Annotated in this window: 13 protein-coding genes and 2 tRNA genes; 10 read left to right on the top strand and 5 right to left on the bottom strand. The window is 35.0% G+C overall.

Annotated features, from left to right (window positions below; translation table 11 throughout):
- The first annotated feature begins 3 nt into the window (after nt 1-3).
- The 4 genes from traM to J2772_RS14620 are packed head-to-tail and all read left to right on the top strand — an operon-like array spanning nt 4 to nt 3238.
- A complete protein-coding gene (traM, locus tag J2772_RS14635; protein ID WP_209917899.1) occupies nt 4-1302 on the top strand; it encodes a conjugative transposon protein TraM in 1299 nt (432 codons plus the stop codon).
- 15 nt (nt 1303-1317) lie between these two features.
- The gene (gene traN, locus J2772_RS14630) at nt 1318-2217 is read left to right on the top strand and encodes a conjugative transposon protein TraN (protein ID WP_209917897.1); all 900 of its coding nucleotides are present in this window, start codon (nt 1318-1320) and stop codon (nt 2215-2217) included.
- 1 nt (nt 2218) lies between these two features.
- Nucleotides 2219-2779, top strand: a complete 561-nt coding sequence (locus tag J2772_RS14625; RefSeq protein WP_209917896.1) for a conjugal transfer protein TraO — start codon at nt 2219-2221, stop codon at nt 2777-2779.
- A 12-nt stretch (nt 2780-2791) separates the two neighbouring features.
- Complete coding sequence (locus J2772_RS14620) at nt 2792-3238, top strand: DUF3872 domain-containing protein (RefSeq protein ID WP_209917894.1); 447 nt, start codon at nt 2792-2794, stop codon at nt 3236-3238.
- Between the two features lie 185 nt (nt 3239-3423).
- Here J2772_RS14620 and J2772_RS14615 read toward each other — a convergent pair whose 3' ends face one another.
- Nucleotides 3424-3867 (bottom strand): JAB domain-containing protein, encoded by a 444-nt coding sequence (locus J2772_RS14615; protein WP_209917892.1) that lies wholly within the window; start codon nt 3865-3867, stop codon nt 3424-3426.
- Between the two features lie 534 nt (nt 3868-4401).
- Between J2772_RS14615 and J2772_RS14610 the strand changes: the two genes are divergently transcribed.
- The 3 genes from J2772_RS14610 (at nt 4402) to J2772_RS14600 (ending at nt 5407) form a co-directional block, all read left to right on the top strand.
- Nucleotides 4402-4746: a DUF1016 N-terminal domain-containing protein gene (locus tag J2772_RS14610; RefSeq protein ID WP_209917890.1), complete on the top strand. Its 345-nt coding sequence runs from the start codon at nt 4402-4404 to the stop codon at nt 4744-4746.
- Nucleotides 4747-4845: 99 nt separating this feature from the next.
- Nucleotides 4846-5118, top strand: coding sequence for a helix-turn-helix domain-containing protein (locus J2772_RS14605; RefSeq protein ID WP_045495756.1), 273 nt, complete (start codon nt 4846-4848; stop codon nt 5116-5118).
- The gene (locus J2772_RS14600; protein ID WP_209917888.1) at nt 5105-5407 is read left to right on the top strand and encodes a hypothetical protein; all 303 of its coding nucleotides are present in this window, start codon (nt 5105-5107) and stop codon (nt 5405-5407) included. The genes J2772_RS14605 and J2772_RS14600 overlap by 14 nt, the downstream gene beginning before the upstream one ends.
- 52 nt (nt 5408-5459) lie before the next feature.
- Here J2772_RS14600 and J2772_RS14595 read toward each other — a convergent pair whose 3' ends face one another.
- The 4 genes from J2772_RS14595 to J2772_RS14580 all read right to left on the bottom strand — a co-directional run bounded on the left by J2772_RS14595 (nt 5460) and on the right by J2772_RS14580 (nt 8895).
- Complete coding sequence (locus J2772_RS14595) at nt 5460-6836, bottom strand: site-specific integrase (RefSeq protein ID WP_209917886.1); 1377 nt, start codon at nt 6834-6836, stop codon at nt 5460-5462.
- 272 nt (nt 6837-7108) lie between these two features.
- Nucleotides 7109-7193, bottom strand: a tRNA-Ser gene (locus J2772_RS14590).
- A 252-nt stretch (nt 7194-7445) separates the two neighbouring features.
- Entirely contained in the window at nt 7446-8732 is a 1287-nt protein-coding gene (locus J2772_RS14585; RefSeq protein ID WP_209917884.1) for a hypothetical protein, read from the bottom strand.
- Nucleotides 8733-8810: 78 nt separating this feature from the next.
- Nucleotides 8811-8895 (bottom strand) — tRNA-Ser (locus J2772_RS14580).
- 667 nt (nt 8896-9562) lie between these two features.
- Between J2772_RS14580 and J2772_RS14575 the strand changes: the two genes are divergently transcribed.
- From J2772_RS14575 to J2772_RS14565, 3 genes are all read left to right on the top strand, one after another.
- Nucleotides 9563-10609 (top strand): hypothetical protein, encoded by a 1047-nt coding sequence (locus tag J2772_RS14575; protein WP_209917882.1) that lies wholly within the window; start codon nt 9563-9565, stop codon nt 10607-10609.
- Nucleotides 10610-10726: 117 nt separating this feature from the next.
- Nucleotides 10727-11224 (top strand): DUF4280 domain-containing protein, encoded by a 498-nt coding sequence (locus J2772_RS14570; protein WP_209917880.1) that lies wholly within the window; start codon nt 10727-10729, stop codon nt 11222-11224.
- The gene (locus J2772_RS14565; RefSeq protein ID WP_209917879.1) at nt 11202-14081 is read left to right on the top strand and encodes a hypothetical protein; all 2880 of its coding nucleotides are present in this window, start codon (nt 11202-11204) and stop codon (nt 14079-14081) included. The genes J2772_RS14570 and J2772_RS14565 overlap by 23 nt, the downstream gene beginning before the upstream one ends.

Below are 14081 nucleotides of genomic sequence, written 5' to 3'. Positions count from 1 at the left end.
AATATGAAAGATTCAGAGAAAATTAGAGTGACAGAAAATGATCTCTCACAAAATTCTAACGGAGTGAATGATCATCCCAAGGCTCAATGGGAAAGACTAAAGAAACCTTTCATCTACTTTTTGATGGCTGCTGTATGTGCATCTTGCTTTTATCTCATCTTTAAGCCCAAAACCGATCATACCATTATTGAAGAGGCTGGCTTTAATGCAGCTATTCCACAGGCAAAAGACGGTCAATTGCAGTCTGATAAGCAAAAGGCTTATGAGCAGCAGTTATTAGAGCAAAAGAATGAAGAAAAGAGAAATTCAATAACAACTTTATCAGATTACTGGAATGACCAGAACGGTGTAAACGATAATAGCAACCCACCTTCTTCAACATCCACTAAAAGTGTATTTCAGCAATCTGATCAGAATGCTCTGAACAGTTATCGAAATGCACAGCAGACCTTAAGCTCTTTCTATAATCGGGATGATCAGGAGGTCAATAATCTGAGGAAAGAAATTTCAAGGCTAAAGAATGAGTCAATGCAAAATCATGCTGTTCCTGCGGGTCTGAGAATCAACGACCAGTTAGAGCTCATGGAAAAATCGTATCAAATGGCTGCTAAGTATCTTCCAACGACGCCAAAGCAGGAAAAACCAGCAGGAAAAGAAGAGATCGAAAAGTCAACGGAAAAGAAGGTTAAACTGACTTCAGCAATACCGGTCCGTTCCAATGTTGTTTCCTCATTATACAGAGACCAGTCGGATAGTGCTTTTGTCGCAGGTTTGAATCAGAATAGATTTTATGACAGTCAAAATGATTCAGAAAACTCGGTTCAAACAAAAAACGCAATAAGAGGTGTGGTCTATGAAACTAAGACTTTGGTCAATGAAAGTACATTATCTATAAGGCTTTCAGAAGCGATGAAAGTCGGACGAGCTGAAATTCCAATTGGGAGTTTACTGATTGCAGTAAGCAAATTTCAGGGTGGGAGGCTTCAGTTAAAAATATCTTCCATTCAATCTCAAGGTAATATCTATCCTGTAGAAATCAATGTTTATGACACCGACGGTCAGGTGGGATTGTATGTTCCTTATTCAGCGGAGCAGAATGCGGTAAGCGATATTGTAGCTAATATGAGCCAGACTTCAGGCACCAATATTATGATGACCCAATCTGCAGGGCAGCAGATTGCAGCTGATCTGAGCAGGGGAGTAGTACAGGGACTGTCGGGTTATTTTCAGAAGAGAGTCAGACAATTGAAAGTAACTGTAAAAGCTGGCCATCAGGTATTCCTCTTACCCAAAAATAACTAATCAAAAAAAATAAAAATGAATACACAAAAGAGTCATTATATTCTCATTATGCTATTACTTCTATTAGTAAGCAAGGCATTTGGGCAGGATTCTGTGACAACTTATATTTCCTTGGAACAGGCAAAATTAGAGCCTTTCAGGATACAAGTTACCTACAATAAAACCAGCCATTTGATATTTCCTACATCAATACGATATGTTGACCTGGGAAGTAACTTCTTGGTTGCCAATAAGGCAGAGCCTATAGGAAACGTTCTTCGGGTTAAGTCAGCTGTCAGGGATTTTGAAGAGGAAACTAATTTTTCGGTCATTACTGAAGATGGAAAATTTTACAGTTTTGATGCATCCTACAGTTCTTATCCGGAAATACTCAGCTATGATTTAGTAAAACTTCAGAGAGGTATGGAGAGACAGGATGCTGATGTATTATTTGAAGATCTTAAAGGAAGCTCAACATCTTTCACTTGGCTCATTATGGAAAATCTTTACAGGAAAAGCAACAGAACTATTAAACATATTGTTTCAAAAAGCTATGGAATTGAGTTTTCAGTCAGGGCACTGCACGTTAATGACAGCAAGTTTTATTTCACATTGCAGGTTAAGAATCAAAGTAATGTGTGGTATGCTATTGAGCTAGTCAATTTTAAAATTGTCGATAAAAAGAACTTAAAGCGAACGGTCGTTCAGGATAAGATTTTAGAGAAGGTTCGTACGTATTTCCCGGAAAGGATAATAGCTGATCATTCAGACAGTAAAGGGATTTATATGCTTGATCAGTTTACGCTCTTAAAAGATCAGGTTTTGGAGATTGAAATTCTGGAAAAGAATGGGGGAAGGCATCTGAAAGTACAGCTTGAAAATGAAGATCTGGTTCGTGCAAGAGTGATACATAGTTTAACCATTAAAACGGAGTAAGATGCACAAAATATTTTTAACAGTCATCTTCATGATGATAATGAGTAGCAAAATATTTGCTCAACAGATGATTCCTAAGCAAATTGGTATTGAATTTACCTATTCGGTATTTCCAAAATCTCCAGAAAAACAAAATTATATGTTAAGTACTGGGCTTGTTTCTTACTCGAAGAATGGTAATTACTTTTTTGGACTGGCAGAATATGGTAGAAAATATTATAAATACACAAGCGGCGATATCCCGATAGATAGTTTCCTGCTGAGCAGTGGGTACAGTTTTTATGTTTGGGGAGACTTCATGCGAAATGTCAATTTTAATCTGGGAATTGGAGGTCTTGTTGGTTATGAGCAGATTAATAGAGGTGATGAATTGTTGTATGATGGATCAAAGCTTAACTCTACAGGTAATTTTATTTATGGGACGAACGGTAAGCTGTCTATTGAAAGCTATCTGACTGAGCATTTAGTTTTCCTGGTCAACGGGCAACTTCGCTTTTTGAAAAATAGTCAAATGGTTAATTTTCACTCTCTGCTGGGGGTTGGAATAAGATATAATTTCTAAAAATAATGAAAAATGAAAAATATAATTAATACAGCTAAAATACAATTAAAGTGTTTCTTGCTACTATTTGTGATTGGACTATTTTTACAATCATGTGAGAAAGATGATTTGGAAATTCAGCAAAATTATCCTTTTAAGGTGTCGGTTATGCCTGTTCCTAAGGATATCGCTAAAGATGAGTATGTGGAGATTCGTATCAAAATTATTCCTGAAGGTAATTTTGTTGACACCAAATATTATCTTCGATATTTTCAGTTTGAGGGAGCAGGAAAGCTGCAGTATTATAACACTCAACCTTACTTTCCTAATGATATTTATCCTCTTTATGAGAAAGAGTTCAGATTGTATTATACTTCAACATCTGAAGTTTCACAATCATTTACGGTATGGCTCTCAGACAGTTTTGGAAATGAGGAGAAAATTGAATTTCAATTCAACAACAAAAAGCTAAACGGATAAATACTATTTCTTTAGCTTACAAATATATATTTCCACTTCAAATAAAACCATCTAATTTGAGAAGCATTGTTTAGTATTTGCGGAAAGATGGTTGGCCTCCTAAAGGACAAGCATCTTTCCGCGACGCCACAAGAATCCAGACCGGGAACCGGCTCTGGATTCTTATTTTTAGAAATTTAAGTTCCTTATAAAATACCTTCATCGGAGAAAGAGAAGGAGTCGGTTGAAGTTATTATACAATGATCAAGCAGGTTAATATTTAATAGTTGGGCAGCCTCCTTTATTTTTTTTGTGATCCCTATGTCTTCACGAGAAGGTGTAAGGTTTCCGGAAGGATGGTTATGAGCTATAATAAATGATACGGCATTGCATAATAGAGCTCCCTGCATGATGATTCTGATGTCAACAAGAGAAGAGGTAATTCCAGATTCTGATATTTTTTGTATTCCTAAGACCTTGTTAGCCTGATTCATATACATTGAGTAAAATGACTCTCTGTAGTCGATCTGATCTGCATCAAAATGTTCCCTGAAAATATCTGTAGCATCCTGGGAGTTCAGTACTTTTTTTTCAGCATTTCCTTTTCTTGTGTAGATCAATTTGATCTCATTTACGATATTATATTTCATTGTTATTGCTCTGAGTACGGCAGAGCCTTTTGTTTCCCGTACTTAAGTTAAAACAGCATTTATTTAAAACATTTTTGAACTGTTATGCGTCTTTTTTAGATCAAAAGCCTTTTCAATCTCTTCTCCGTCCTATTTCTTAAAAGCCTTTCAGGCTTCGCTGAATATTTTCAAAAGAAAAACCGGAAAAAAGAAAGCAGATATGAAGTGTTGACAATGAAAAAAACAAAAGGAAACGGAATAATTGGAGGGTACCTTTAGGGAGGAAACCGTTTATGCCGTAGTCTTTTGGAGGCACAAACGATGGCTGGCAACAATACCTTAGCTGCCTTTTTACCGGTTTATTATGAAAATATTAGTAATGTATATACCTAATTGTTAGAAGTTACTGTGTGATCAACCTATAATTGTATTCTAATGGATATTCGTGAAGACATCGAATGCCAAACTATGCCACTTGGTTACCAAAAGGATTAAGAGTTCTTGGAAAGCATATTATTATAGATTTTAATAGAGAAATAATTTTAAATTTTAAATATGAGCCAGTTATCCTTCCATCTTTTTAAAACCATCAGAGATTTAATTGAAAAATCAAAGGAGAGTGTTGTTCGTAATATTAATACAACTATGCTATTGACCTATTTTGAAATAGGTAAAACAATAGTGACGGATGAGCAAAATGGAAAGGACAGAGCTGAATATGCCAAAGAAACACTCAGGAACTTAAGCAGACAGTTATCAAAAGAATTTGGAAGGGGGTATTCTGTAGATAATCTGCAGTGGATGAGGAAATTTTATTTGACTTTTCAAGGTCGGGTCTTCGAAAAATACGAAACACTGTCTCGTATTTTTCGAAGACTGTGTTTATATAAGAAGACATAGTCAAATCAGTAAATAAAGGAAAAACAATACCAATTACTTCCACTTTAAGTGGACATGTTTCATAAAATACAAATTTTGTGCAAATCAAAATTTTTAGATATGGATACAATCACAAAAAGCGATCTTGACATGCTGAGAAATCAGATCATTTCTGACATTGGCAATCTTCTTGACAATAAGTTGGCCGATAATAATGAGTCTGATGAGCTTGGATGGATGCGGAGCAAAGCAATCCGAAAAAAGCTTAATATTTCCGCTGCTACACTGCAAAATCTGAGAGTCACTGGGAAAATTAGATTTAAGAAATTGTTGGGGTCATATTATTACAATAGCGAAGACCTTCAAAAAATATTCAGTGATGAAATCGAATGATCCTAAAAGATGGTTCGATTTCCTGGATTATATCTCAGGTGATCCATCGCTGAATGTATGGCATATTTCCTTATTGGTCGCAATAGCAAGACTTGCATGTAGGCAAAATGAAAAATGGGTCATCAGGGTCAGCCGAAGTAAATTAATGACTCTCTCGCATATCAATACCCTGCCTAGCTACCATAAGTATTTTAAGCAGCTTCAGGAATTTGGCTATATCAAATATACGCCTTCTTACCATCCCGGATACCGCAGTACGGTAGAAATACTGAAAAGACCCAAAGACTGAATATTAAATAAGCTTCAATATACCTGTTTGTATTGAAGCTTATTTGTTTCTGTTATATCATCACCTTGATTGTTTCGAGCATATTTTGAAAAGCATCGCATCTATTGGGAAACGAAGCACTAGTAGTTTTGGCCTGTGTATTTTTAAGTTCCTGAAATTCTCTTTCGAGTTGTTGGAGGAATTTCATAAGATTGGTATTGAATTGATCGGTTCCTTTCAATTTCATTTCTAGCTCCTTCATTTCCCTTGCAATTGTGGCTTGTTCGGTAATTGCATAATCCTCGGTCTGTTTGACAGAGTAGTGGCCCAGCATTTCCTTTACAACATGGATCGAAACCCCGTTATTAAGGGTTACAGTACTCGCAAAGGTTCGTCTCGATTTATGGGTATTAAGAACAGTAAATACTTCACAGAGAACAGCGATTTCTTTAAGGTACTCATTCATTTTCTGATTCGACCTACCCGGAAGTACAGTTCCTCTTTTTTTGCACAGTGGGTCATCTTTGTATTTAACAATGATTTCAAGTGCTTTGGGCAAGAGTGGTATATCAGTGTCCGATTTAGACTTTTGCCTGCTCGACATGATCCACATACTACCGTCATCGGCTTCTTTGATGTCTTCCCATCTGAGTTGATATGCATCAATATATGATAATCCGGTATAACATTGAAACACAAAAATATCACGTACCACTGTCAGTCTTTCGGAACTGAATACTTTTTCTTCAATCCTTTTAAGTTCGGGCTTTGTCAGTGGTTTCTTTTTTATTTTGGTTTTCTTGCTTACAAAAAGCTTAAAGGGATCTTTAGAGATTATTTCTTTAGCTACAGCCCTTAGAACGATTTTTTTGAAATTACTGATATACTTTAGAGAAGTATTATTGGAGCATTTTCGGACAGTTTTAAGATACAGATCATAATCCTTTACAAAAGCATAGTTTAGGGCACTGAATTCCAGATCTTCCTTATCATATTTGTATTTAATGAATTCCTGAACATGTGAACGTGCAGTAATATAGCGATCATGTGTACCTTTAGCATACTCCTCTGTGATAACCAAGGCAGCTATCTCATCGTTATGCTCCTGAAATTCTTCCAGAATCTTATTGCGAGGCTTATATTTTCCATTTACAAAATTAATAAGGTCTATTGAGGTAATAGGAATACCACTATTTAAAAGATCAGTTTTGTGATTATTGACTTTAGTGGTCAATGATTCCAGGAAAAAATTCAGTGCTTTTGCATCCTCTTTCGTTCCTGTTGCTTTTCCTTCCTTCTGATCCCATCTGTTTACATTCCACTTTCTTTTAGTGGAAGTTTCTTTAGGGACTCCATCTACGGTTATTCGTAGATAAACGTGACGTATTGTCTTGTTCTTTACATTTGAGCTCTTCAAGAAGAAGGTTAGCCCATAACTTTGCTCTAACATAATTCAACATTTTAAGGGTTATAAATGTCAAACTAAAAGCGCTTTAAATCAAGATGTCAATGTTTGTTACAGGTTAAATGTCAAATAGTTGTGTAGATATTTGTGGCAATTTTTTCAGATTTCAAATATTGCCACGAATCTGCCACAAACATTTAGAGTATTTTTGAAAATTATGGCAGTAGCCATAAACAAAAAAAATCCTGCAAATCATTGATTTTGCAGGATTTATCTATTTTTTGGTGCTTTTTGAAAACTTTCGTTTTCGCAAGTTGCGGAGAGTGAGGGATTCGAACCCCCGGACCTGTTACAGTCAACAGTTTTCAAGACTGCCGCAATCGACCACTCTGCCAACTCTCCTTCAACTCCGGCTATGCCGTCGTTTTCAGTGGTGCAAATATAGAAAAAATTATAATAAGTCCACAAATAAAAAAATAAACTAAAATCTATTTGTCGGATTATCAGTAATATTATTTTTATTGTTGCCCTGAATTGAAAGATTCAACCTTAATTTCAGTACTGTTTTACACCATTTTGTTGGTCATAAAATTTTATATTGATAAGATACTTTCTACCTGAAACATCTTTACTGCCTGAAAAATGTTTGAAAGATTATTTCTTTTCGGTTTTAAATGATATTTTATATTCTCCCGTATCAAAAGGGTAGCCATCTTCAGATTTTGTAGCTCTATCTGTTATATAAAAGTCATATTCTGTATCAGAATTTAAGTCAGTTGTTTCTAGGGTTAGAATCGTTTTAGAATCGTCTAAACCTACAATGTTTTTTAACGGAAAATGTTCCTTTCCGTTTTTTGAAAAGTTGATAGACACTTTTTCATTCATTGGTTTTGAGAAGACCATCTGAATTTTTTTGATACTCGTACTTACATTCCGGCTGCCATTTTCAAATTCAATGATCTTTATCAATTTGGGTTGATGCTCCTGATATTCAGAAAGTATTTGTTCAGCACTTTTTTTATCTTCAAAATAATCTGATGCTGCTAAAAATTGGCACACATCAAGTTCGTTATTGAAATCTAATTCAATGATGTTCTTAATAGCAGCTTTCTTATTTGTAGAGTTTTCATAATATTTTTTGGAAATCACATACCCTACGAAATACCCAAGATCGGGGTTTTTAGCGTTACCATTATAAAACCAGTTCTCCAATTTTTTACTAAACATCTCGCTTTTAAAATCGAACTTTACTTTTTCGTAATTTTTGAACCCGTAATCAAGATAATGTGCTGTAAATTTCTTGTTTAAAGCTAGTTCTGCAATGAAATCACAGGAACCTTCTTTAATAGCCTTTGATAAAACATTAATTTCTCCATTTTTTTGAAAAGTATGTATAAATTCGTGTACCGTTACCTGCTCTAATTGTGAAGGGTTCGTAAACAAAAACATTTTTCGGAGATTTTCATTTTCAAATTCCGAAACAAAAGTATTCTGATTCCCTGTTATTTTTTCTACCCCTAGCAGTAAATCTTCTTTATTGGTTGTTCCGCCTGATTTCAGCGCTCCAATGGTATAGTAAATAGTTCCTTTGGAATTATTGGGGTAAAGTTTTTCAAGCTTTCTGAAAGCAGTATTGATGGTTTTAATTTTTTTAGCATCAATGGATGTGTTGGGTCTGATGGAGTTCCAAAAATTAGGATATTTCTCGATTGCATTTAAATAATCTTCTTTTCCAAATTTTTTAATTTCCATGAATGCTTTTAATCCATCAGTTTTTTTATTAAGAAAAAGGGTTTCAAGAATTTCGCTTTCATTACTTTTATTTTTTTGGATACTGTCATAAGCCATCCAAAAATTATTAATATCAGTGCTAATGATTTTTTGAGCGTTTGAATAATTGAAAAATGTCAAAACGGCTAATACAGGAAGTATACGTTTCATTGGTTTATATTTCATGGGCTGTCATTCAGTTTTTATAATGAAAAAAGGTACAAATCAAATGATTTGTACCTTTTTTTGCGGAGAGTGAGGGATTCGAACCCCCGGACCTGTTACAGTCAACAGTTTTCAAGACTGCCGCAATCGACCACTCTGCCAACTCTCCTTTAAACTCCGATTGTATCGTTGTTTTTAGTGGTGCAAATATAGAGAGTTTTTAATTTCTGACAAAATATTTTTCAATAAAATTTAATATTTTTTGAATTAACCAGCAGAGAGAAGGTTTTCATGGTGCTTTATTTAGAATTACGGAATATTTCTAAAGTTTTGAATATTATTGTCTTATGTCTTAATGCGAAATTTCTTTGATCACTAGGTGAAATCACACTGAAAACAAAGTGTTGGTCATGGTTTTCATGGTTTTTGTTGATTATCGTTGTTAAAAAGGTAATAAAAGTCGTAGAATTACTACAAATTTTCAATTTGTTTCCAATTCCTTTGTTTGTGAATTTTATAGCAACTATATTGCATGTTAAACAACTAAGTACCATGAAAAAAATTAAAGAAAAAATACTATTAATGTAAAGGTAAGAGCTCTATCTGTGTTTCCTTTCCGGAGTTTAGTCCTAAAGAACAAATAAAGTTGCTGAGATCCATCAATGTACTGACTTGAGTCTAGAGATAAGGTTGGATATTGCTGACAAGGATAATTCAATTCATGTAATTTAAACAAATACTTTTTTATCAGAAGATGGAAGAAAATCATTTTAAACATTAACTGAATGATTCAAATTATATCCATAGCTTCATAATATATCATATAAAATAAAGCCATGAAGAAAGTACAGAAGAAATATCAGATTGTGGCAGGAGATACTGTTTCAGCTATTGCGGGTAAACTAGGGTTATCCATTGCCGAGCTTGTGTACTATCATAATCTTCATAGTGGAGTAGTAGATGAATATATTTATGGGGATATTCTTCCTCAAAAACTAAAATATATACTGCTTCCAATGAGCTATGAACAGGAAATTCCTGTTCCCCAAAAACTTGAGTATTCCAATGCTAACGTGACGAAGGCTATTGGAAAAACAATGAAAAAATATGGAATTACCGAGCGTTATTTTCAACATGAAGAAATGACAAGCGAATTGGATTTTGAAATCGATATTACAGAAGAGGTTCATGATGATCTGTATGTAGCCACCTTCAATAAACATTCTGTATGGGTAAATAATAGTGACAGCTTCCGATTGGCAGAGCATCTTTATCATAAAATTGATAATTGTCTTTATCCGCTTAAGCTTAGCAGTAATAATGATGGAAGTTTTAAAAGTGTGATTAACAGTAAAGAAATTAAAGAACGATGGATACAGCTGCGTTCGGAATTAGAGGAATATTATCAGGGAGAAACCGTTGCTGAGATTCTATCCAAAGCAGAGGAAGCTCTATGCAATACAGAATTACATGGGAATAAACTGCTGAACAGTATTTTTTTCAAATTATGGCATACTCCTGTTTATAGAAGTTATGCCCATGGGAAGACTGTGGAATATGAAGACCATTATCCTATTTTTCCACAACATACAGGTGTGAAGTTTAAAGTGAGTTTGAATCCTGATTTGAAGATCAACGAAAATAATAAGTTTATAATCCGTCTTACTGGATCTTGTATTGATAACAGATTAGAAAATGAGCTATGGAATGTTCCTTCCGATGTTTTGGTTAACAGGAACCCTGAACATAAAGTAAAAGGAGATATCAGCATGGTATTTAAAATAGATGAAACAAATAAGAGAATCTTTTCCGTGGCAGGGCTCATTGAATTGCGAGGAAAAAATCATCATAAGAGAATGGAAATAGGAATTTATGAATTGTAAATGAACTATGTATAAGGGATACAGGGTAAAAACCCTGTTCACTGTTTGGATTTTTTCTATATTTGGATTCACCAATTATAGAGTTTTATACACCCAATCAACACAAATACAAATAATATGAGTGAAAAACACTTGGTTTGTCAGGGTGCAATCTGCAAGTGCAATTTCGGTACAACACCCGATACACTTAAAGTAAATACCCAGAGCAGACGTTACATCAACGATAAGGATGGTAAGCAAAAATTAACTGCAACCCATGTAGATATAGGTTCTACTTTCGAGAAAAATACGTTCGGAAACTGTTCTAAAAAGAATAATACTCCTTGTACAGCAGTAATCACACAATGGAGCGGATATTATGATAAAATAATTATTGAAGACAATGGAGGAATGGTTCTGCTGGAAGATAGTAAAGCAACATGTCCGATTGGTGGTGCTGACTGCATTACTATTATTAATCATGGGCAGATTGCCGAACTAGGACCTCAAAATATGGAAAAAGCAGACCAGGATGTGATGAAAGAGCTTTGTCCTATTCTTTCAGAGCCTAAGCAGCCAAAGCATTCTTTAACTTTTAATACAAGACAGGATCATGGCCAGGATAATAGTTACTAATCATAATACAGACAATAGTAGGATTGTTGTTAATTTTGATACGATTAAAGAAGATTCCTTCAATCTCGAGATGGAGCTTGTAGAAAGTCCAGCTGCTTCCAAAGCGATCTGGGGAATATTCGATAATGGTGAACAGCTTGATACCGGAGATCTCACCAAGGGAAATAAAACAGAACTTATCGTTTTAAAATCCTATGCCGGATCCCATGAAAGACCCCATCTTTTTACTATTTCTGCTAAAGATGAGAATGGAAATCCTTTGGCTTCCATACAGCTTATTGTAGTAGCCAAGCCAAAAATTATGGAAGCCAAATGGTGGAACAGCAAAGAAGATAGAGAAGCCTATGAAGTAGGTATAAATAACAATAGTACTGTTTATATAAAGGGAATTGGCCTGTACGGACATCCACTGAAAATAGATGTTTATTTTAAAAGAAGAGATGGGGAGTCTAAAATATTGTTTACCAGTATTTTTACTATCACGGAACTTTACAGTTTACAGGGGTTTTACCTTTCTCACGAAGAGTTTCTGAAAAATAAGAGTTTTTATGCTACTCTTTTGCCTATTCTTATTGCAGATATGATGCCTGATACATTAGCTTTTACAGGAAAGATAAGTCATAAGTCTCTAGGGAAGCTGTATTTTGTAATTTCCTATGATGATCTGCTTCTGTTTGATGGAGATAAGAAAAAGAAATATCTTGATGTATTTTTTGATTTCTACCAGCAGGAAAAGCTTGTCACTAATATAAGTCCTGTAACGGTATATGATGAGAAATACTTCACCCAGAAATATGAACCCTGTAAATATGAAAGGGTATTTTACAAGTATGGAAGTGCTCAGGAAATAAAACTTTTTGATGAAAAAGAACCCACCCGAAAAGATCAGCACGGACAATTTGGGAACATGAAATTTCTGGTTTCTACCATTGCCCCGCCTAAAGACAGCAAAAATATCAAAGAACTTAGTATACGGCTTGAAAATGTAAATACCAAAGAATGCCAGTATACTGACGAAAATATTAAAAAAACTTACTTTTCGGAAGATGATGTCCGGGATAGGAACACTCCACACAAAGGTCGGGTAATTGATACCCAGGCATTAGAAGACACCCAGATCAAAGTTCAGGTGGTAAAAGAAGATGAAAGGGTTAATATTTACCCTTCCTTTAATTACCAGTATGATGAAAAAACCAGCTGGGACTTTTTAAAGAACTATTTTCTGTTTTCCAGTATGATGTCTAATACAGATCCAGCTTATTCTACATTGAAAAGGGTTTTAATGGACTGGGAGATCAGCAGCAAAGATTTGATACAATATTACAGGATCCCTATACAAACCTGCCGCTACCATAAAAGTCTGTATTTAAAAACATTTGCAGATGTTGCGTGGGGATTTCATGCATTGTTTGATGATCCATATATACCCGAATATTATCTTTTTGGCCAGCAAAAAACAATAAAAACTGTAAAGGGGCTAAGTGAAGAATTAGATTGGATTAAAAACAGTCCGATTGCGGACCGTATTTCAGCAACAATTATTAGCCCGGTAATTGGAACTGCATTTATACGCAATTTTATTCTTGATATCATAAAAGATATGGCAGATAGGTATGAGTTTGGTTTCACCGCTTATTATGATTTTGATAAAGAAGGGAAAAAGAATTCAAAACAGATTGATTATGCTGAAACGCATCCTGGTGCCCTTAAAGCCTTGATTGCGGGAGTTGTTACATTGGAGATTCTTATTGATGTACTACTGATTATTCTTACTGAAGGAGCAGCTCTTGCCAATTTTATCTCGAAAGCAGGAAAAGTAGCAGGAGCGATCAATAAAGGAGCAAAAGTTGTAAATGCAGGAAAAAAGGCAGGAAATATACTGACCAAGTATTCAAAGACCTTTGAAACAGCAAGAAATGTAAATATGGCAAAAAATACTCTTGAGATGATGAAAGGGTCATACTTTAGAGGATATCGGTTTGCTGATGATCCAACAATCGGAGTCCAGCCGGTTATGGAAGAACGGATGAAGATCAGTCCGTTACTCAATATGGGTGTAAAACAAAAGAAGAGCCTGGGAGAACTGTTGTTGGATAAAACTTCCGTAGGAATGACTCTTAATATGGGCAAAGCTGCAACAGGTGGATTTGGTTTGGGAGTGAGCAGAATGTTTCTGACTAAAATAAAGGGTGGTAAAGAAGTTGTTGGCTGGTATGGAGCCATCACTTATCCTCTGCATGTTGCCAATACAGCGCTGGATGGAATTTATAACCTTTTAGCATTTGCTACAGATACCGCTTTAAAGGAGGTTTTTGGAGCCGAAGCAGAATTTGAAAAAGATATTACAGCCCATATAGACCTTGATTTCTGGTTGAAAATTCATAATGCTGAAAAAAGCCTGAACATGATAACTCTTGCTAAGGGTGAAAGTAAAAAAGATCATTCTTCAATTAGTGTTGCTCCTTCAGGAGCTTTTACTGTAAGGCTAAAACTCTCGGGAAGTGTAAGTAATTCAGTAGTGGTGCGGGCAATGCATGTCCTCACCTGGAACAATAAAGAAGAAAAAATACAGGAAATAACTGCAGATGGAAAATTTGAAGTGGAAGGAAATGTGTTCATTGAAAAACGCTATTATTTTAAAGCGGATAGCAAACCTTACCATGAAGATAAAATTGCTTTTACAGGATTGGCAGGAGAGTATGAGTATAAGGTTACTGTTAGTAATAGAGATAAGGATAAAATAAAAAAAGAAGGTGTAAACAAGCAACAAAAACCTACACAATTTATGTTATTAGAACCCTGTCAATTAGTATTTAATTCAAGCGAAATGACAGAAAATCCGAGCAATAATAAATAG

It is taken from the genome of Chryseobacterium jejuense (genome assembly GCF_017877355.1).
Classification (GTDB): Bacteria; Bacteroidota; Bacteroidia; order Flavobacteriales; family Weeksellaceae; genus Chryseobacterium; species Chryseobacterium jejuense_A.
This window is presented reverse-complemented; position numbering and strand designations above follow the sequence as displayed.